The organism is Bartonella sp. 1-1C (genome assembly GCF_002810325.1).
In the GTDB taxonomy this organism is placed as follows: Bacteria; Pseudomonadota; Alphaproteobacteria; order Rhizobiales; family Rhizobiaceae; genus Bartonella; species Bartonella rochalimae.
Genome location: NZ_CP019489.1, coordinates 499,270 through 521,860, shown reverse-complemented (window position 1 = coordinate 521,860; position 22,591 = coordinate 499,270). Strand labels below are relative to the sequence as shown.

Annotated in this window: 14 protein-coding genes; 3 read left to right on the top strand and 11 right to left on the bottom strand. The window is 35.8% G+C overall.

Annotation, left to right across the window (positions count from 1 at the left end):
• Positions 1 to 22: 22 nt before the first annotated feature.
• From B11cv2_RS02395 to B11cv2_RS02370, 6 genes are all read right to left on the bottom strand, one after another.
• Positions 23 to 832 (bottom strand): phosphatidate cytidylyltransferase, encoded by an 810-nt coding sequence (locus B11cv2_RS02395; RefSeq protein ID WP_100693934.1) that lies wholly within the window; start codon positions 830 to 832, stop codon positions 23 to 25.
• 462 nt (positions 833 to 1,294) lie between these two features.
• Positions 1,295 to 1,855 carry a ribosome recycling factor gene (gene frr, locus B11cv2_RS02390; RefSeq protein ID WP_100693156.1) on the bottom strand — a complete coding sequence of 187 codons (561 nt, stop codon included), beginning with the start codon at positions 1,853 to 1,855 and terminating at the stop codon, positions 1,295 to 1,297.
• A 39-nt stretch (positions 1,856 to 1,894) separates the two neighbouring features.
• Entirely contained in the window at positions 1,895 to 2,614 is a 720-nt protein-coding gene (gene pyrH / locus B11cv2_RS02385; protein ID WP_100693155.1) for a UMP kinase, read from the bottom strand.
• Between the two features lie 145 nt (positions 2,615 to 2,759).
• Complete coding sequence (gene tsf / locus B11cv2_RS02380) at positions 2,760 to 3,683, bottom strand: translation elongation factor Ts (RefSeq protein WP_100693154.1); 924 nt, start codon at positions 3,681 to 3,683, stop codon at positions 2,760 to 2,762.
• 103 nt (positions 3,684 to 3,786) lie between these two features.
• Positions 3,787 to 4,587 (bottom strand): 30S ribosomal protein S2, encoded by an 801-nt coding sequence (rpsB, locus tag B11cv2_RS02375; RefSeq protein ID WP_035005998.1) that lies wholly within the window; start codon positions 4,585 to 4,587, stop codon positions 3,787 to 3,789.
• A gap of 157 nt (positions 4,588 to 4,744) precedes the next feature.
• On the bottom strand, positions 4,745 to 5,581 hold the full coding sequence (locus B11cv2_RS02370; RefSeq protein WP_100693153.1) for an EipB family protein: 837 nt from the start codon (positions 5,579 to 5,581) through the stop codon (positions 4,745 to 4,747).
• Positions 5,582 to 6,293: 712 nt separating this feature from the next.
• On the opposite strand from B11cv2_RS02370, the gene B11cv2_RS02360 reads away from it, so the two are divergent.
• The 3 genes from B11cv2_RS02360 to B11cv2_RS02350 all read left to right on the top strand — a co-directional run bounded on the left by B11cv2_RS02360 (position 6,294) and on the right by B11cv2_RS02350 (position 9,256).
• Positions 6,294 to 6,728, top strand: a complete 435-nt coding sequence (locus tag B11cv2_RS02360) for an HIT family protein (RefSeq protein WP_100693152.1) — start codon at positions 6,294 to 6,296, stop codon at positions 6,726 to 6,728.
• A gap of 871 nt (positions 6,729 to 7,599) precedes the next feature.
• Positions 7,600 to 8,949, top strand: coding sequence for a D-alanyl-D-alanine carboxypeptidase (locus B11cv2_RS02355; RefSeq protein ID WP_100693151.1), 1,350 nt, complete (start codon positions 7,600 to 7,602; stop codon positions 8,947 to 8,949).
• A 31-nt stretch (positions 8,950 to 8,980) separates the two neighbouring features.
• On the top strand, positions 8,981 to 9,256 hold the full coding sequence (locus B11cv2_RS02350) for a hypothetical protein (protein WP_100693150.1): 276 nt from the start codon (positions 8,981 to 8,983) through the stop codon (positions 9,254 to 9,256).
• 339 nt (positions 9,257 to 9,595) lie between these two features.
• Here the strand turns inward: B11cv2_RS02350 and B11cv2_RS02345 are convergent, their stop codons facing one another.
• From B11cv2_RS02345 to rpoB, 5 genes are all read right to left on the bottom strand, one after another.
• Complete coding sequence (locus B11cv2_RS02345) at positions 9,596 to 10,993, bottom strand: L-serine ammonia-lyase (RefSeq protein WP_100693149.1); 1,398 nt, start codon at positions 10,991 to 10,993, stop codon at positions 9,596 to 9,598.
• Positions 10,994 to 11,308: 315 nt separating this feature from the next.
• Positions 11,309 to 11,995 (bottom strand): nitroreductase, encoded by a 687-nt coding sequence (locus B11cv2_RS02340; RefSeq protein ID WP_100693148.1) that lies wholly within the window; start codon positions 11,993 to 11,995, stop codon positions 11,309 to 11,311.
• 981 nt (positions 11,996 to 12,976) lie between these two features.
• Positions 12,977 to 13,363 carry a MerR family DNA-binding transcriptional regulator gene (locus B11cv2_RS02335; RefSeq protein WP_100693147.1) on the bottom strand — a complete coding sequence of 129 codons (387 nt, stop codon included), beginning with the start codon at positions 13,361 to 13,363 and terminating at the stop codon, positions 12,977 to 12,979.
• Between the two features lie 466 nt (positions 13,364 to 13,829).
• Complete coding sequence (gene rpoC / locus B11cv2_RS02330) at positions 13,830 to 18,041, bottom strand: DNA-directed RNA polymerase subunit beta' (RefSeq protein ID WP_100693146.1); 4,212 nt, start codon at positions 18,039 to 18,041, stop codon at positions 13,830 to 13,832.
• Positions 18,042 to 18,213: 172 nt separating this feature from the next.
• Entirely contained in the window at positions 18,214 to 22,362 is a 4,149-nt protein-coding gene (gene rpoB, locus B11cv2_RS02325; protein ID WP_100693145.1) for a DNA-directed RNA polymerase subunit beta, read from the bottom strand.
• Between the last annotated feature and the right edge of the window lie 229 nt (positions 22,363 to 22,591).

Here is a 22,591-nt window from a genome sequence, read left to right as displayed (position 1 = left end):
AAAGTATCATTTTCCAATAAAATCACATAAAAAAGATTAAAGGAGTATTCATATCAAACATAAACGAGCCAATTATATAAAAAAGAGAAGTAGCACCCACCAACCCGTCCATACGATCCATAAATCCTCCATGTCCAGGTAATAAAAAACCAGAATCTTTAACAGAGAATCGCCTTTTTAGCCATGATTGCCCTAAATCACCTATTTGTGAAATAATGGATAATATTAAAGCAAGGAAGAATATAAAATAATTCACTGCACTGATACCAAAAACATAAATCACAACTACTATGCCACTAGAAAGCCCAGCAAGCGTTCCAACGATTGCCCCTGACCATGTTTTGTTAGGAGAAAATCGTGGTGCTAACTTCGGGCCACCAAATACACGACCACCGAAATACGCAGCGATATCTGTACTCCACACTACTGCAAATAAAAAAATCACTCTCCAAAAACCCAATAAATCATAGCCTCGTAAACAAGACAAAGCCACTACTGGAAAAGATGAGTATATAAATCCTCCAAAAATCCAACCAGCATTCCTAATAGACAGGAGAGCTAACAATACTGCTAGAATCATTAAAACACTGAACACTAATGAAGCAGATGTATTAAAAATCAACAAGAAACCACAAACAAAATAAAAAACACTAGCTAATATTTTTTGTAAGAGGCCCCATTTCTCTTCAGTGATATCAATCCACTCATAAAGAATAAAACCACCAATTCCCCACGTAAACAAAAAAAACAAAGTTCCACCACACCACGTTAGATACAAAGTAATAGCACCCAAAATAATGGCTGTCAGAATGCGAGACATAAGATTAGACAAAACAATCTCCAAACGATAAAAAAGAAGAATCAAGTGAAGAGATAATATCTAAAATTTTCTATGCAATATTTTATATCCGTAGTTTTCTAAGATTTACTAATAATGATAGTAAAATTTGATAAAAAATAACACTTACAAAACTAACCATCATCTATAATTGCTTTAAAATTTTATCTATTAAAATAAAAACAAAAAGAAAAGAGAGTTAAAATATGTTACCTAGTTTTTAAGATTAGAAAACTTCTGCTCATTACTCATGAAAAATCCACGCAAATAATTAAACTTGATATCTATATTCTGTTCACATAAGATATTTTATTATCACAATCGTAAATCATTTACTGAAGAATTAAAAGATTATCAAAAAAAATTGCGAAATAATACATTCTTACCATTCTCTTAATCTATATATAGCAAATGGCAGATAATAAAAATATGATATCCTTGTCCAATGATAGAAATCTAAACCTGCATAATTTCAGTTTCTTTCAAAACCAAAATTTTATCAATCTCAGCTATGGTTGTATCGGTAAGCTTTTGAACTTTCTCAGACAAACTACGTGCTTCATCTTGTCCAATTTTTCCTTCCTTTTCTAACTTCTTTAAATTATCCATACCATCACGACGAACATGGCGAGCAGCAATACGAGCTTGCTCTGTATATTGATATGCAATTTTTACTAATTCCTTTCGACGCTCTTCATTTAACTCAGGTAAAGGAATACGCAAATTCACACCATCAGTAATAGGATTTAAACCAAGACCAGAATCACGAATAGCACGCTCAACAGCACCAACCATCGTTTTATCCCATACAGAGACTGACAGCATTCGCGATTCCGGAACAGAAACATTGGCAACTTGATTTATTGGAACAACAGAGCCATAAGCCTCAACTGTCAAATGTTCCAATAAACTAGCCGATGCTCGCCCAGTCCGCAAACTACCTAATTCATGTTTAAAAGATGAAATAGCACCTTCCATGCGACGTTTCAGATCATCCATAATTAGTGTTATATCCATATTTATATTTCCCTTTTCATTGTATCCTGAAAATTACTTTCATTCTGATACTATCGTAAACTGTCCCTCTCCATTCAACACCTTAGCCAAGCCACCCTTTTCATGAATAGAATATACAATAATAGGTAAATTATTTTCACGTGCTAAAGTCACAGCTGTTGTATCCATAACAGATAACCCCCCTTGTAAAATCTCAATATGCGTTAATTGATCAAAACGCTTAGCCATGGGATCTATTTTAGGGTCTGCAGAATAAATGCCATCCACTTGTGTTCCTTTCAACAACACATCTGCACCTATTTCTGCTGCACGTAAAGTAGCTGCAGAATCAGTGGTAAAAAATGGATTACCTGTACCACCAGCAAAAATAACAACTTTTCCTTGATTCATATAGCTTATTGCTTTGCGCTGCGAAAAACTTTCGCAAATTTGCGGCATAGCAATTGCCGATAAAACAACTGATTCAATCTTTAATTTCGTCAATGATGTCCGTAATGACAGAGAATTAATAGCAGTTGCAAGCATTCCCATATGATCGCCAGTTACACGATCCACACCACGTGAAGCAACAGCAACGCCACGGAAAATATTACCTCCACCTATAACAATAGCAACCTCTACGCCCATTGCTCGGACTTCAGCAATATCAGTAGCAATACGATCTACAACTGAAACATCAATGCCAAAACTTTGTCCTCCCATAAGTGCTTCACCAGACACTTTCAATAAGACACGTTTATATCGAAGAGCTAATGTCATTATAATCTCCCAAAAAGTATTTGTACTTTTTGTCTTCGATACACTAAGGGCACCACCTTGTCACGTAATACCCCTGAAATAATTACAATTTTTAATATTTATTGTGCTATAATTTGATGTTTCTAACAAATAATTCGGAAAATAACTAGCTCTTAACTACAGCTGCAACTTCTGCAGCAAAATCAGACTCTTCTTTCTCTATACCCTCACCCAAAGCAAAACGGATAAAACCTGTGATTTTCGCTGGTGCACCAATGGATTGCTCTGCATTTTTCAAAGCAGCTTCAACAGTAATATCAGGATTCATAACAAAAGCTTGAGAAAGCAAAACCACTTCCTCATAAAATTTGCGCATGCGCCCTTCCACCATCTTTTCAATGATATTTTCAGGTTTTCCAGATTGACGTGCTTGATCTGAAAAAATCGATTTTTCCCGTTCAATAGCACCAGCATCAATATCTTGCGCTGTTAACGCTAACGGGTTAGTTGCAGCAATATGCATAGCAACTTGACGACCAAAAGCAGCAGCAGCTTCTTTATTCCCAGAAGTCTCAACAGCAACTAAAACACCAAGTTTACCAAGACCATCGGCAACAGCATTATGCATATAGGAAGCAACAACACCATCAGTAACAGATAATTTAGCTGAACGACGAAATGTCATATTCTCGCCAATTGTACCAACTGCATCTTTAATAACTGTCTCTACAGTTTCTTTAGAGCCTGGATAAATAGATACAGAAACAGACTCAGCATCTCCTTTCGTATCTAAAGCAGCAATTGCCACATTGCGAACTATTTCCTGAAATGCATCGTTACGAGCAACAAAATCTGTTTCAGAATTAACTTCAACCAAAACAGCACTGAAACCTTTTGATAAAACGCCAATCAACCCCTCAGCTGCTGTACGGCTAGCCTTTTTGTCTGCTTTGGCTATTCCTTTTTTACGAAGCCAATCAACTGCAGCCTCCATATCACCATTGCTTTCTGCTAAAGCTGCTTTACAATCCATCATACCAGCGCCTGATAATTCTCGAAGTTCTTTTACTTGTGCAGCGGTAATACTCATATTTTCCTCTTTAACTTTATAATAATGAAAGCGCGTACAGAGAAATCCAACGCACACTCAAAACCTTTTCTATAAAAAAAGTGCTTTAACAGAAGTTTTCAAATTATTCTTCAGTAACAGTAGCCGAATCTTCTAAAACAGGCTCCACAGGCACATCTAAAACAGGCTCCATAGGCGCATCAACTTGAGCTCCTAAATCAACTCCCATCGTACTTTGCTGACGAGCAATACCATCAAGAGCAGCACGCGCAATAAGATCACAATAGAAAGTAACTGCACGCGAAGCATCATCATTACCCGGAATTGGATAATCAATATTATCAGGATCACAGTTAGTATCAATAACAGCAACAACCGGAATACCTAAACGCTTCGCTTCTTGGATAGCAATATTCTCTTTATTCGTATCAATGATAAACATAAGATCTGGAACAGATCCCATATCTTTAATACCACCAAGCGCACGATTAAGTTTTTCACGATCACGTTCAAGATTTAAACGCTCTTTTTTAGTAAAACCCTGCACCCCAGAAGAAAGAGTTTTATCCAGCTTTCGTAAACGATGGATCGAATTAGAAATTGTTTTCCAATTTGTTAGCATACCACCAAGCCAACGTGCATTAACATAGTATTGTGCAGAGCGATTTGCCGCATCAGAAATAATATCAGATGCCTGCCGTTTAGTGCCAACAAATAAAACACGCCCTCCACGTGCAACTGTATCTGAAACAACTTTAAGCGCTTGATGTAAAAGTGGAACAGTTTGAGAAAGATCAATAATATGAATATTATTACGCTGACCATAAATATAGGGAGCCATCTTTGGATTCCAGCGATGCGTCTGGTGACCAAAATGCACACCCGCCTCTAAAAGCTGGCGCATAGTAAAATCTGGTAATGCCATAATTTTATCCTTTCCGGTTTGACCTCCGCGGAAAAAGTAAGCAAGCCTACTACCGGTGGATATTTTCTAGAATCACTCCATAAACACCCAAAAATCCGCGTGCGAGATAATGCTACCATAATAACATTTGATTTTTTTTCAAGTTATTTTCTGCACATTATTTAATGTTATTAAGTTTGCAGTTATGCAGATCATTTTTCTCATCGAGAAATTGAAGACTCTTCAATTTTAAACGTATTGAGAAATCCCCATAATCTATAAGCAAGTGACGCATTACACCATTCTCATATAAATGAAAACTCTGACGATAAATCGGTAAACCATCCTTGTTTTTTGTATCATCAAAATGAGAAACTATAACGTGCCAATAGCCATTCTCATCTAATTTTTTCAATTCCTTTATCTCAGAATCAGATACTGATTTCTTCTTTTCTCCAATAACAACACTTTCTTTTATCACTCTATCGCCACCATTATCTCCATCAAATAAAGTTGTATTATAAAAACGATGACCAGCCTTTGCGTGTCGAATAATATTTTTCAGGCTTGTAATTGGAAAATCAGCTTTCTCAAGCTTATACACGTTTTCTCCTGGTTTCTTTAATTTAACTAAAGTTCCATCTTTAGTAATCTCAGCAATTCCTTCGGTATTCTTTCCCACATTTTGTTCCATTATTTTTTTTATGTCAAAGTGGAATCTGTGACCATCACCTGTTGTATAAGTTTTTACCTCCTGACTCATTAAACGAACAGGCATACCTTCCGTATAAACGCGAACAACAAGACTAGTATGTGTTGTATACCCCTGACATGCAGAACCCTTGATCTCATGAACCATGCGCCCAGACATTCCTATAATGACCGGATCCCAAGAAGCATTATCCATCTGAAAATCATAAACTACTCGATGCGGAACTAAAAAAGTAGCTTCTTCAGCTCTTACAGAACATAAATAAATAATATGAAAACCTATTATAAACAAAAACTTAAGCATTCTTAACTTCCAAATTCACCTCATACCCATCAGATAATCAAAAACAAGAAAAGCTTATACCTTAATTAACGACAGCATTTTCATTAAATCAAAACTATGTAATAGGATTTATATAATAATCATGGGACTAAAATATGACCGAATCAATCGAAAATCATTTAGAAAAATTCAACACTATTATTCTTGAAGCATTACAACCTGTTACAAACTGTAATAGTATCACAAAATGGTAATCGGCTTTTTATCTCTAGTCAGTTACCTTTTACTAATGAAAACCAGTAGCAATTGGAAAAGTTGATCAACTGTCAACAGCAAATAAGCTCAGAACTCAGCACAAGTGTGCGCTTATTCCCTGCATAAATAAAAATAGCCCTTGGTAATTTAAATAAAAAAGTACTTAAAATCAGCGTCTTTGTTGCAGTAAATCTAACTTTACTGATATCTCTCTCGTTGCGAATGGAGCTTCTGATTTACTTGTAAACCTCCTATGTAATGAGCCTAGAAAACATACTTGCTCCGCTATTGGGGTTGCTGTTCTTCCTGTGATAAATTAGAAATAGAAGCCCTTCTTTATAGAAATCTAATATCTTAGATAAAAACAAAAAATTCATTCATATTATACCAAGTTTCACATTTCTTCTTTTGCTTTAAGATCTAAACATTGTAATTAACACTCTTTCTGGATTAAGGATGCTATAAAAGGAAATGCTTCATGCAACAAATTTATGATAATAATAATATTTTTGCTCAATTAATTCGTAATGAAATTCCATCTATTAGAGTCTATGAAAATAAAGATGTTATTGCATTTATGGATATCATGCCTCAAGCGGAAGGTCATACGCTAGTCATTCCTCGAAAAAACTGTAGAAATCTATTGGATGCAGATCCTGAAATATTATTTCCAGTTATTAAAGCTGTTCAAAAAATCACCAAAGCAGTAAAAAAAGCCTTTGAAGCCGATGGAGTAACCGTTATGCAATTTAATGAAGCAGCAAGCAAACAAACAGTTTACCATCTTCATTTCCATATTATACCGCGTATGGAAGGAGTAGAGCTCAATGCCCATACTAATGTAATAACACCCACAGAAATACTTGAAGAAAATGCAAAAAAAATCCGAGCAGCTCTTTTAACGTACCCCTAGATTATAAATTCTTCTGATATACCTCTTTGACAGAAACAAATGAAATACTATCAACTTTTCCACTTTGAGAGAAATAGACACACTAGAAGGTGAAGTTTTAGCAACAGCTTCCCTTCTACTCCATCCCAAATTATACCGATTGTACTATTATTTCATAGTTTATCAAATAAAATTTCACCAACCGTTTCACCAGCTATTATAAAATTAGTTATTTTAAAATTGGCGTCTCGATCCATCAACTATGCCTTAAGCTAATATAGATAACTGATTAGTTGTTTATATATTATCATTGTTGCGATACATTTTAACAACTTCAATGACCTGATTGTGATATATTTGAGTTACAGCATTAGTTAGCATGATTAAAATATACAATAACCAAATTTTCTTACTATCCTAGTCTGTTAATGGACTATAATGTACTATCGACAATAAAATATTAAATAATTTTGAATGAATCTTCTTAACCTCATTTAATAAGGCGACTGTTTAAAAATTTTAGTCAATGATCTTTATAAAAAGATCCTTAAATATAATTAATTTAAACTTTTAAAATTTTGAATAATATAATGTATAATAGCAACAACTTATTTATTCCCTAATTTTTGCCTTTTTCATCATTATAATCTTCTTATTTGGGATAGTTTTCTATTAATTATGAATTTAAATTACAATTATTGTAATGTAATTATACATAGAATAAAAGCCCTCTCTAACGGTGAGATTTTTGATAATTAGATTACATTGGGAATAAAGACTCATAAAATGATGTTTATAAATAAATTAGTAATATCATTCGTTTAAATTATATAAAATCAACTAAAAATGTGGATATTAATAAAAAATTTTAGCATAAATAGGATGTTATTAAGTGTATATCAACTGGCCAGAAATTGTGCATTGCTATAAAAAAGTAGGAATTGCTCTCACTGTTTTAGTTATTTCTTGCTCTTGGGCAATAGCTACTCCTAAAGAAGCTTATCCCGATAAATATGCAGCTATTGTTATAGATGCAAATACAGGAAAAACATTATTTCAAGCCAATGCAACTTTAAAGCGTTATCCTGCTTCTTTAACAAAAATGATGACGGTATACATGATCTTTGAAGCTATAAAAAACGGTCGTGTAACACCAAATACACCTATTCCTATTTCTAATTACGCAGCAACACGTCCACCAACAAAAATTGGTATTAAGGCAGGACAAACAATTTCTATAGAAGCCGCCACTAAAGCTCTTATTACGAAATCAGCAAATGATGTAGCTACTGCTATTGGTGAATATCTTGGTGGAAGTGAACAAAAATTTGCTCAAATGATGACAATAAAAGCGCGCAAACTTGGTATGAAAAATACCCATTTTGCCAATGCTTCAGGCCTCCCAGATACACGTAATTATTCTACAGCACAGGACATGGCTACTTTAGCATTGGCCTTACGCAGACACTTTCCGGAACAATACAAGCTATTTAAAACAACACATTTTAAATTTCGGGGAAAAACAATTAATAACCATAATACATTAATCAAAACAATAAAAGGTGTTGACGGAATCAAAACAGGCTATACGCAAATGTCAGGCTCTAATTTAGCAACATCAATGCGTATCAATGGACGTTCTATTGTTGCTGTTGTTATGGGAGGAAAATCATCTAATACACGTAACATTCATATGGCTAATTTACTAAAGCAGTATTTACCAAAAGCAAGCCCTGTAGAAACTAATGAATATTTAGTAGCTACTGCCCGCTATAAATTACCCATTGGATCTGCTACACCTATACCTCTTACAAAAAACAATTTAATTAATTCTGATGATGAAATTTCTAGTCTTTTAACAGCACTTACAGAACAGCCTAACGATTCTAATACAGCTGTAGCCGCAATAAACCAAGTTATTATACCAATTCCTAATCCTCACAAAACTAAAACTGTTAAAATGAATACAGTTATTTCTGCTTCTTTATCTAGAAACAGTGGATGGGCTGTCCAAATCGGCTCTCTTCCTAGTGAAAAGCAAGCTAAGATTATGCTTTCAAAAGCAACAAGTGCCGCCCACTCTACTCTACGATATGCATCTCCGCAAATGCAACCTTTTCAAAAAGATGGACATCATTATTATCGCGCTCGATTTATTGGCTTTCCATCAAAAAAAGCTGCATTTAATACTTGTGCTGCTTTAAAGAAAGCAAATTTTAACTGCTATACTGTAGCTTATTAAAAATTTTGGATTCCACATTAAGGATAGTGCTATGACACATAATGCTACTACCCCATCTGAAAAAGAAAAGCTTTTAAAACAACCATCTCTTCTTTCATTACGATCACTTCACGAAGCTGCAACAAAGCTAGCTAATCTAAAACATAACTCAACTACATTGAACACTCATTCTCTTGTCAGCCTTCTCATTTGCCAAACAACTCGAAATCGTCGTTTAGCAATGCCTTCTGTACATATCCACTTACGTGTTGCAAGTAAAACTGGTAATGTACCTATTAAACTCCGCCTAGGAGCAACAAATAAATAATTTACAATTAAATTTTAGAAAAATGTTTTATAAATTTGAATAATCCTTATTTTAAAATCTATCAAGTTATAATGAACTTGGCATTTTTTTGTCAGTTTTAAAATAATATTATCCTTACAATAAAAGCTGAAAATAGAAAAATATTATATTTCCTTAGTCTATTAAGACCCAAAAAACTCAATTGTATTTTTCATTATCAGAAAAAAATATTTAGTATTACTGCTCAATAACTTAAAAACTTTCTTAATAGTATATTACTGCTTAATGCAAGAAAGCATATATTACTGATATTATTGAATTTCTTTACTAAGCTGATACCTTTCTTACACACTAAATGACTTAACAAGATAAAACATTCAACGCAAGACCACCCTTGCTTGTTTCTTTATAACGTTCACTCATATCATGCCCTGTCTGACGCATTGTTTCAATACAAGTATCAAGAGAAACAAAATGGTTTCCATTCCCGTGCAAAGCAAGAGAAGAAGCTGTTACAGCTTTAACAGCACCCATTGCATTACGTTCAATACAAGGAACCTGAACAAGACCAGAAACTGGATCACACGTCATACCTAAATGATGCTCAAGAGCAATCTCAGCTGCATTTTCAATCTGCGCTGGCGAACCACCCAATGCAGCCGTCAACCCTGCTGCTGCCATAGCAGACGCCGCTCCAACTTCGCCCTGACAGCCGACCTCAGCACCAGAGATAGAAGCATTATGCTTAATAATACCACCTATAGCTGCTGCTGTTAATAAAAAATTATGAATTCCCTCTTTATCTGCACCATCATGAAATTTTGTATAATAGCGCAAAACAGCAGATACAACACCAGCTGCACCATTTGTCGGAGCTGTAACAATACGACCACCTGCAGCATTCTCTTCATTTACTGCCATAGCATATACAGAAAGCCAATCATTTGCTAAAAGTGGTTTATTGCAATTTTTTTTCTGGTCCTCCAACAGCTTATCATGAAGTCTTTTAGCTCGTCTTTGGATACGTAATCCACCTGGTAATTCACCTTCTTGTAAAAGCCCCCTATCAATACAATTTATCATAGCACAAAAGATCTCATCAAGTGCAGCATTAAAAGCAGCACGGTCCATTTTTGTTTCTTCATTTATACGTTTCATTTCAGCAATTGAAAAACCTGAAGCTTTAGCCATTGATAACATTTTATCAGCCGAATCAAAGGGATATGGCACCTGTGATGTTTTTAATTTTGTGTTATAATCTGCACGATTTAATTCATTCTCAGTTACAACAAAACCACCACCAATAGAATAATAAATCTGTCGTAAAAGAACACTGCCCTCAGCATTAAGCCCTTCAAATGCGAGACCATTAGCATGTCCAGGTAAAATCTTTTTTCTTTCAAAAATGAGATCACTTTCTAAATCAAAGCGATAAACAGGATGACCTTCTGGCCATACTTTTTTTTCGCGTTTCACTTGTTCAAAAAGCAACCCTATACAATCAGGATCAACAGTAGATGCTTTTTCCCCTAAAAGCCCTAATACAACAGCTCTATCGGTAGCATGACCTATTCCTGTAAAAGCTAATGAACCATGAAGATAAACTCGAATATGAGAAATCTTACGATGAGATGGCTGAGAAAGATTCCTTGCAATAATCTCCTGCAAAAACATATTAGCAGCTAGCATTGGACCCATTGTATGAGAACTAGAAGGACCAATGCCAATCTTAAAAATTTCAAAAACAGATAAAAACACCGCCCACCTCAAAATCAAACGCGGATCTTGAGTACACGTTTTTCATTAAAATTAAATTGTAAAGTAAATAAAAAAAATAATAGCTACAAACATGAACGTAGCACGTCTTGCTACCATCCAGCAATCCTTTTCTATAGCATTTTCCATATCTAACCCTTAAGGAGTAAACAACAACATACCCCCCCTCATCTCACTATATGAAATATAGTAAAATAAGTATTAAGACGCAATATTAAAATAAAATGTAAAATGAAAAGTTTCATAAAACATTTTGTATAATTCTTTATTTTATACTCAAACAAATAAAAATAACTCCTAACATGATTGAATAAAACGTACAAAATTTCTGATCGGTTCGCGCTCAGTCTCAAAATTATTTTCTGGAGCATTTGCATCACGATAACCAAGAGCCATACCACAAATAATACGCTCTTCGGAAGGTACTGACAAAAGTGCACATAATTGCTTATGATAATCAGCAAATGCAGCTTGGGGACACGTATCTAATCCAAAGCCACGCGCAACTAACATAATGGTTTGCATAAACATACCTAAATCAAGCCAACTCCCAATCTCCATGTCTTGGTCCATCGTGAATAAAAGTCCAACAGGTGCACCAAAAAATGAAAAATTCCGTGCTTGTTGGCGTAACATCTTTTCTTGCTCACCTTGTTGAATTCCAAGACTTTTATAAAGATCTAAACCAACTTTTCTACGTCGAGAACGATAAGGTTCACGCCATTGACGTGGATAATATTGGTATTCACGCTCCCCTTTTATACCCGATAATACCAATTGTGAAAGTTCCTCTCCAACCTTCTGCAATGCTTCCCCTGTCAAAACAATCACTTTCCAAGGTTGAAGATTTGTTCCAGATGGAGCCCGTGCCGCAAATTTTAATATTTGCTCAATTACTTCTCGCTTAACAGGCTGATCAGTGAATGCTCGAATTGATTTTCGTGATAAAATGGATTGAAAAATATCAACAATAGAACCCTTCATTGTGCTTACTTTCTCTTATATGCTCTTATATGAAAGATAATTTAAATGCCGTTCTTCTTTAATGAAAAAAATGAAAAACTCTTATACTTCCTAATTTAGCATCTCTAGTACATTGAATAAGGCAAATTCTTTGGTTACATGCTTTATCTGCTAATCTTATCTCTTTTTTTCTGCTTACTATGGCTTTCTCTCACCAATGAATTATATAAAAATAGGATAAAATCAATAGATTCTATATTTTTAAAATCATTTGCAGAAACTATACTTTAATACATATTTTAATTGACTAATCTTTATAAAATATAAAAACTCACCAAGCTTTAACCAAAACAATAAGGAAAAAATAGCAGTGCGAGTATCATAATGCACATAAATATTCAATAAAGCATAAAATAGCCTTTATTATTACAGCATTAAACTGCATAATCTGCTCTTATCATGGTATTAAGAGAAATCATTAAAATTATCAATAAAATCAACTATATGTATTTCTGAAAATTTTATTTTATTTAACAATGGGAATCATTAATTGCGAAAAATACGATTGTGTCAAAATTTATAAACGCATAGAATATTGAATAAAGAACAAAGCAAAATACATTGTACCAAACATAAACAGAAATACGGTATCTCTTAAACGCTTATTATTTACATTATTTTGCGTAAAATCCTATCATAAAGTATGATAACTGAATTTAAAATGGTTTAACTACTACAATCTCTACAACTTCTTGTAAGTTTTTATTTCCTTACAAAAATTACGATACATAGAACAGATAATAATTCCATGATATAATTTCGTGTTTATATAACAAACTAATTTTTGATACTGTAATCAAAAAATTAAATGTCTTATATACTATATCGATATTTATTTTTACAAGTGACTTCTTTCTATATCAGTGTAAGTATCACTAAAAGACACCTTAAATTTGAGATAGAATTTTACTAAATTTTTAGTCAAACTGATAAAACTTAAAACTAACGATTAACTCCTAATTCAGCTAAACTCTCAAAAAAAGTCTCTTCGATACATTCTAAATCATTTAATAAATCAGTAATATCGCTCTGCATCTGCCGCAAATCAGCACGTTTTTTATTGATAGCTTCAATTAACTCTTTAAGTTTTTTTTCATTATCAGGTGGTTTTCTATCTATTGCGAATATATTGTATATCTCAGATAAGGAAAAATTAACCCTTCTAGCCTGTAATATTTGCTTCAATTTACAACGATCCATTTGCGTATACAGTCGCTTACACCCATGCCGAAAAGGCGTAAGTAACCCTTCTTCTTCATAATAACGCAGAGTCCGAGCAGTTATTGAAAATTCCCGCGTTAAATCATTAATTGAATAATATCCTTGCATTCTAATATCTGTTCAATAAATCAACTACATTGTTATCCAAAACTTATAGGCTCTTTATCAAATCTTAGTTAGAATTTTCTTATTGTTCTCTTTTGAAAGATAAAAAATATAAACTGAAGAAAGCTTTCTAAAAAGAATACCTTTTTATCAGATAATCTAACTTCTTTATCTTATTCCTTGAAAGGTAACAGATGACTACCATCTATTTTATAGATCTTTCAATTGTTCAATACACAAAAATAAATTTCTCTTCCTAATTACCTAAATATCGCAAACTTATAGTAGAACAATCAAAATACTAAATGTTATAATTAAAAATCTTAATTTACATAAAAATTTCTTAAATCTAAGATCACCTTATAAAACTTATAAAAACACATTTATCAGAAACGCTATTCTGAATTTTAAAGCCTAATAAACGCCTAATTTTATTTCAGGCGCTTCACATCTTTCTTAGCATTATTAATCATTCTGCAACAGTGCTAGTTGTCATATTTGTTAACATAGCTTTCGTGGTTTCATCATCACTGGATTTTCGGCGCTCATTCATAATCAAATCATCACGAACAGTAGCAATACGACGAATTTGGGCAATCGCACCACCTGTACCTGCAGGTATAAGCCTACCAACAATAACATTTTCTTTAAGCCCTTGCAGAGTATCAATTTTTCCAGAAACTGCCGCTTCAGTAAGCACACGAGTTGTCTCCTGAAATGAAGCTGCTGAAATAAAAGAGGGTGTCTGAAGAGATGCTTTTGTAATTCCAAGAAGTATAGGATTACCCACTGCAGGTTTTTTACCTTCTGCAATTAGATTATCATTGATTTCATCTAATTCAATACGATCAACATGATCACCTGCAATATAACCAGAATCACCAGCTTCAGTAATTTCAACTTTTTGCAACATCTGGCGAACAATCACTTCAATGTGCTTATCGTTAATCAAAACACCCTGTAAACGGTAAACTTCCTGAATCTCATTAACAAGATAAGATGCCAAAGCTTCAACACCTTTAATTGCCAAAATATCATGAGGTGCTGGATTTCCATCAAGGATATAATCACCTTTCTCAATCTGATCACCCTCTTGCAAATGAAATAATTTGCCCTTTGGAATTAAATATTCTATTGGTTCAAGGGATTCATCATGTGGTTCAATAATAATACGGCGTTTATTTTTATAACCACGACCAAATCGAACTGTACCACTAATTTCAGCAATAATAGCATGATCTTTTGGACGACGTGCTTCAAAAAGCTCAGCTACGCGCGGCAAACCACCCGTAATATCCTTAGTTTTAGCGCTTTCCATTGGCAAACGCGCAATAACATCGCCTGCCTTAACATAAGAACCCGGCTCAACAGAAAGAATTGTCTCTACTGACATCATATAACGCGCCTCTCCACCTTTATACAATTTAGCAATAGTCTCACTCTTCTTATCTGTATAAATGATAATCGCTGGTTTTAGTTCAGCACCACGTGGGTTAGCACGCCAATCAATAACCAAACGCTTAGTAATACCTGTGGATTCATCAGCCGTTTCAGTAACTGATAAACCATCAACCATATCTTCAAAGCCTATATAACCATCGACTTCAGTCAGAACTGGCCGTGTATAAGGGTCCCATTCTGCTATACGTTGACCGCATTTTACAACATCACCATCATCAACAAAAATGCGTGCTCCATAACTAATACGATGCACAACACGTTCTTTGCCAGCCTCATCCTTAATAATAATGGCCATATTGCGCCCCATAACTATCAAATGGCCTTCAGAATTCCTAACCACGTTGCGGTTACGAATTTCTATTGTACCCTCATAAGACGCCTCAAAATAAGATGAATCAACAACTTGTGCTGTTCCACCTAAGTGGAAAGTACGCATCGTAAGTTGAGTTCCTGGTTCACCAATTGATTGAGCTGCAATAACACCAACTGCTTCGCCCTGATTAACCAATGTTCCACGCGCTAAATCACGACCATAGCACTTAGCACAAACACCAAGACGCGTTTCACAGGTCAAAGCAGAACGTATTTGAACAGACTGAATTCCTGCCTCTTCAATCTTAGCAACATCAGCTTCTTCAATCATCGCGCCACCTTCAAGAATAACCTCACCAGAAATTGGATGCAAAATATCAAGAAGCGCCGTACGACCAAGAATTCTCTGACCAAGAGAAGCAACAATTTGTCCTGAATCAACGATTGGCTGCATAGTCAGACCTTTCATAGTACCACAATCAACTGCTGAAATAATAGCATCTTGTGCAACATCAACAAGACGCCGCGTTAAATAACCAGAGTTAGCAGTCTTTAATGCAGTATCAGCAAGCCCTTTACGTGCACCGTGAGTTGAATTGAAGTATTCATTAACAGTTAAGCCTTCTTTAAAATTAGAAATAATTGGTGTTTCAATAATTTCGCCCGACGGTTTTGCCATCAACCCACGCATCCCAGCCAACTGCCTCATCTGATTAGCAGAACCACGCGCACCGGAATGTGACATCATATAAATTGAATTCATCTGCCGTTTACGACCTGTCTTAGGATCAAATTCAATTGCTTGAATACGCTTCATCATCTCATCGGCAACACGATCAGTACATTTACCCCAAGCATCAACGACTTTGTTATATTTCTCACTTTGGGTAATTAAACCATCACTATATTGCTGCTCATATTCCTTAGCAAGGGCTTCCGTTTCTGCTACTAAATGAGACTTACTATCAGGAATAACCATATCATCTTTACCAAATGAAATTCCAGCACGACAAGCATGAGAAAAGCCAAGCTGCATGATACGATCACAGAAAATCACAGTTTCTTTTTGCCCACAATGTCTATAAACTTGGTCAATCATTTTAGAAATATTCTTTTTAGTCATTTCTTGATTAACAATATCAAATGAAATATTCGGGTTTTTTGGTAAAAGTTCACCAATAATTAAACGACCAGGCGTTGTATCATAGAGTTTTGAAACAACTCCACCATCCTTATTAAGATCCTTAAAACGACCTTTAATTTTCGTATGCAAAGTTACAATTTTATTTTCTAGAGCATGATGCAATTCACCCATATCTGCAAAAGCCATCCCTTCACCTGGTTCTTTTTCAGAAACAATTGAAAGGTAGTAAAGACCAAGAACCATATCCTGTGATGGAACAATAATCGGTGCACCATTAGCTGGATGAAGAATATTATTGGTTGACATCATCAAAACACGAGCTTCAAGCTGTGCTTCAAGAGAGAGAGGGACGTGAACAGCCATCTGATCACCGTCAAAATCTGCGTTAAATGCTGTACACACTAACGGATGAAGTTGTATAGCTTTTCCTTCAATCAAAATAGGTTCAAAAGCCTGAATTCCTAAGCGGTGAAGCGTCGGCGCACGATTCAGCAACACAGGATGTTCACGAATAACCTCATCTAAGATATCCCAAACTTCTGGATGTTCCTTTTCGACAAGCTTCTTGGCCTGCTTTACAGTAGATGAATAGCCCTTTGCATCAAGTCGCGCATAAATAAAAGGCTTAAATAACTCAAGAGCCATTTTTTTCGGAAGACCACATTGATGTAATTTCAATTCAGGACCTGTTACGATAACAGAACGACCTGAATAATCAACACGCTTCCCAAGTAGATTCTGACGGAAACGTCCTTGCTTACCTTTTAACATATCTGAAAGGGATTTTAATGGACGCTTATTTGCACCAGTAATCACACGCCCGCGACGACCATTATCAAATAACGCGTCAACGGCTTCTTGCACCATACGCTTTTCATTGCGGATAATAATTCCAGGAGCACGCAACTCAATTAATCGCTTTAAGCGGTTGTTCCGGTTAATAACACGTCGATAAAGATCATTCAAATCTGAGGTAGCAAAACGACCACCATCTAATGGAACCAATGGACGCAAATCTGGTGGAATGACTGGAATAGTTTTCATAATCATCCACTCTGGTTTATTACCAGATTCAAGAAAATTCTCAACGATCTTAAGCCGTTTAATCAGTTTTGCCTGTTTTAATTCTGAAGTTGTTTCCGCTAACTCCATACGCAAATCATTTGCAATTTTATCCAATTCCATTCCCGCAAGAAGCTCATAAATAGCCTCTGCACCAATCATAGCTGAAAATTGATCCTCTCCAAATTCATCAACAGCAAGCATATATTCTTCTTCTGATAAAAGCTGATGTAACTTAAGAGATGTCAATCCTGGTTCTGTAACAATATAATTCTCAAAATAAAGAACTCTTTCGATATCTTTTAAAGTCAAATCTAAAAGAGTAGAAATACGACCAGGTAATGACTTAAGAAACCAAATATGAACTACGGGAGCTGCAAGCTCAATATGACCCATACGCTCACGACGCACCCGTGAAAGAGTGACTTCTACACCACATTTTTCACAGATAATACCCTTATATTTCATACGTTTATATTTACCACATAAACATTCATAATCTTTAATAGGGCCAAATATACGAGCACAAAAAAGACCATCACGCTCTGGCTTAAATGTCCGGTAGTTGATAGTCTCTGGCTTTTTAATTTCACCATATGACCAAGACAGAATCTTCTCAGGACTCGCAATGGAAATACGAATAGAGTCAAATGTCTGCACTGGTGCCTGAGGATTGAAAAGATTCATGACCTCGTGGTTCATGCTGTTCTCCTTCAAAGATTCTAAAACTCGCCACAATAGCTTTTCTCTTTGTTAAAGCTTTATTTGAGACTTGTTTTCACTTTTAAAATGTTCCGCCATCTAATAGAAATTTCTCTATTATAACTTTACAAAAAAATCAGAGCATACTATTTTAAAATATGCTTCCTCAAAATTAACCTTCTGAATCAGATATTACTCGTTGTGCAATAAGTTCACGTGCATCATCAAGCTCTACATTAAGACCAAGAGAACGCATTTCCTTAACTAATACGTTAAAGCTTTCAGGAATACCTGCTTCAAATGTATCATCACCACGAACAACAGCTTCATAAACTTTCGTTCGACCGGCCACATCATCTGATTTAACCGTCAACATCTCCTGCAAAGTATACGCAGCACCATAAGCTTCAAGTGCCCAAACCTCCATCTCACCAAAACGTTGACCACCAAATTGAGCCTTACCTCCTAACGGCTGCTGTGTAACAAGTGAATAAGGTCCAATTGAACGCGCATGTATCTTATCATCAACAAGGTGATGCAATTTAAGCATATATATATATCCTACAGTCACTGGACGATCAAAAGGCTCTCCAGTACGACCATCATAAAGCGTAACTTGACCTGAACTATCTAAGCCTGCATCTTCCAACATCATATTAATATCAGCTTCATGGGCTCCATCAAAAACAGGTGTTGCAATCGAAACGCCCTGCTTCATCTGAAGTGCTAACTTAATAAGGCTTTCATTATCATAGTGGCGAACTGGCTCATTACGATCATCATCAGGAATAAGATTTTCAATACGTTGACGCAAAGGCAATATATCTCCAGTTTCCTGATAAAGCTTTATTAAATCACCAATTTTTTTACCCATACCCGCACACGCCCAACCAAGATGTGTTTCAAGAATTTGGCCAACATTCATACGACTTGGCACACCCAAAGGATTCAAAACAATATCGGCATGCGTTCCATCCTCAAGAAATGGCATATCTTCTACTGGAAGAATACGTGACACAACGCCTTTATTACCGTGACGTCCTGCCATTTTATCTCCTGGTTGAATTTTGCGCTTCACTGCAACAAAAACTTTCACAATCTTCATAACACCAGGAGGCATTTCATCGCCTCTTTGAACTTTTTCAACCTTATCCATAAAACGACGTTGCAGTGCTTTTTTTGATTCATCATACTGCTTATGCAAAGCTTCAATTTCATTCTGAAGCTTCTCATCCTCAACAGCAAACTGCCACCACTGATATCGTGGATACTTTTCCATCACTGTACTATCAAGAGTCTTTCCTTTGGGAAAACCTTTTGGACCTTCTATCGTAACTTTACCCGTTAATATATCCGCGAGACGTGCATAAACACTCCGATCCAAAATTGATTGCTCATCATCACGATCTTTAGCTAAACGCTCAATTTCTTCACGTTCAATTGCCATTGCACGCTCATCTTTTTCTACCCCATGGCGGTTAAAAACACGAACTTCTACAACAGTACCAAAAGTTCCAGGAGGCATTCGCATAGAAGTATCACGAACATCCGAAGCTTTTTCACCAAAAATCGCACGTAAAAGCTTTTCTTCCGGCGTCATTGGACTTTCACCTTTTGGTGTAATTTTACCAACTAAAATATCACCAGGATGAACTTCAGCACCAATATAAACAATACCTGCTTCATCAAGATTTCTTAATGCCTCTTCTGCAACATTAGGAATATCACGGGTAATTTCTTCTGGCCCAAGCTTTGTATCACGTGCAGCAACCTCAAACTCTTCAATATGAATCGAAGTAAATACATCATCAGCAACAATGCGCTCAGAAAGTAAAATAGAATCCTCATAATTATAACCATTCCAAGGCATAAATGCCACAAGAACATTTCTCCCAAGAGCTAAATCACCAAGATCTGTAGATGAACCATCAGCAATAATATCACCCTTTTCTATCCGATCTCCTACATGTACGAGAGGACGCTGATTAATACAGGTAGACTGATTGGAACGCTGAAATTTCTGCAAACGATAGATATCAACACCAGACTTTGAAGGATCTAAATCCTCTGTTGCACGAATAACAATACGCATTGCATCAACTTGATCAACAATACCACCACGTTTTGCACCAATAGCAGCACCCGAATCACAAGCAACTATTGCTTCCATACCTGTACCAACAAGAGGTGCCTCTGCACGCAAAAGTGGAACTGCTTGACGCTGCATATTAGATCCCATCAGCGCACGATTTGCATCATCATTTTCCAAAAATGGAATAAGGGCAGCAGCCACAGAAACTAACTGTTTTGGTGAAACATCCATCAAATCTATATGATCACGCGGAGCCATTAACACTTCACCAGCATGACGACAAACAACAAATTCTTCCGTAAAACGTCCTTCTGCATCCAATGAAGAGTTTGCCTGAGCAACATAATGTTTTGATTCTTCCATAGCAGAAAGATAAATAACTTCTTTCGTTACCTTACCATCAATAATTTTGCGATATGGACTTTCAATGAAACCATATTTATTAACCCGAGCAAATGTTGCTAAAGAATTAATCAGACCAATATTCGGCCCTTCCGGTGTTTCAATCGGACAAATACGACCATAATGCGTAGGATGCACATCGCGCACTTCAAAACCTGCCCGCTCACGGGTTAAACCACCTGGACCAAGAGCAGAAAGACGACGTTTATGAGTAATTTCTGACAATGGATTGGTTTGATCCATAAATTGCGATAATTGTGAGGACCCAAAAAATTCGCGAACTGCAGCTGCTGCTGGCTTTGCATTAATCAAATCCTGCGGCATAATAGTATCAATTTCAACCAATGACATACGTTCTTTGATTGCACGCTCCATACGAAGTAAACCAATCCGATATTGATTTTCCATCAATTCTCCAACCGACCGAACACGACGATTGCCAAGATTATCAATATCATCAATCTCACCACGACCATCACGCAATTCAACTAACATCTTAACAACAGCAAGAATATCTTCTTGGCGCAAAATGCGAACTGTATCCGGACAATCAAGCCCCATACGTAAATTCATCTTAACTCGCCCAACGGCTGAAAGATCATAACGCTCTGGATCAAAAAACAATGAATGAAACATTGCCTCTGCTGTATTAATTGTTGGCGGTTCACCTGGACGCATTACCCGATAAATATCAAATAAAGCATCCTGCCGGCTTTCATTTTTATCCACTTTTAAGGTATTACGAATGTATGCACCAACATTCATATGATCAATATCAAGAATATTAATCTGATCAGCACCAACATCAGACAAAATCTTTAATGTTTTTTCATCAATTTCATCTCCAGCTTCAAGATAAATCTCACCTGTTTGATAATTTACGATATCTTCTGCAAGATAAGATCCCAACAAATCATCTTCACTAATTTCAATCGCTTTTAAACCTTTTTCTTCTAAAAGCTTTGCAGCGCGAACTGTTAGTTTTTTACCAGCTTCTGCTACAACCTCACCGCTATCTGCATCAACAAGATCAGAAACCAGTTTCATGCCCCTAAAACGATCAACTGAATAAGGAATACGCCACCCATTCTTAGTACGTTCATAAGAAACTTTATTATAAAATGTCGACAAAATATCTGATGCATCCATACCCAATGCCATTAAAAGACTTGTCACTGGAATCTTTCGCCGCCGATCAATACGAACATAGACAATATCTTTAGCATCAAACTCAATATCAAGCCACGAACCACGATAAGGAATCACACGAGCTGCAAAAAGAAATTTACCTGATGAATGAGTTTTTCCTTTATCATGATCAAAAAAGACACCTGGAGAGCGATGCATCTGCGAAACAATAACACGCTCTGTACCATTAATTACAAACGTACCATTGTCGGTCATTAAAGGCATGTCACCCATATAGACACCCTGCTCCTTAATGTCTTTAATATCTTTTGAACCAGTATCTTCATCAACATCAAAGACAATTAAACGCAATATCACCTTTAATGGTGCTGCATATGTCAAATCACGTTGATGACATTCTTCTACATCAAATTTAGGTGGATCAAATTCGTAACGAACAAATTCAAGCATAGCTGTTCCGGAGAAATCCGAAATAGGAAACACCGATTTAAAAACAGCCTGCAAACCTTCATCTAAACGCCCGCCTTCTGGTTCCTCAATCATAAGAAATTGATCATATGAAGCTTTCTGAACTTCAATAAGATTCGGCATTTCTGCTACTTCAGGAATCTTACCAAAAAATTTACGCACACGTCTACGGCCATTAAATTGGGACATCATCGCTAAAGTCTGAGCCATCGTTGCTCCTCGATCTTTACTGCTCAAGGTAGACTAAACCTTGATAGCTTTATGTCATCAGTCTGCATACATACAGACCAGCTCATTTGATACCCTTTGTAAGTATCTCTAATTTTTATATACCTAAATAGCCAATATATCTACTTAATTTGATTTTACCATTAGGCTGTTTACAACAGCCCATTCCCTTACAGTCACTAAACTGTAAGGAAAAGGTTTCTCTTAATTA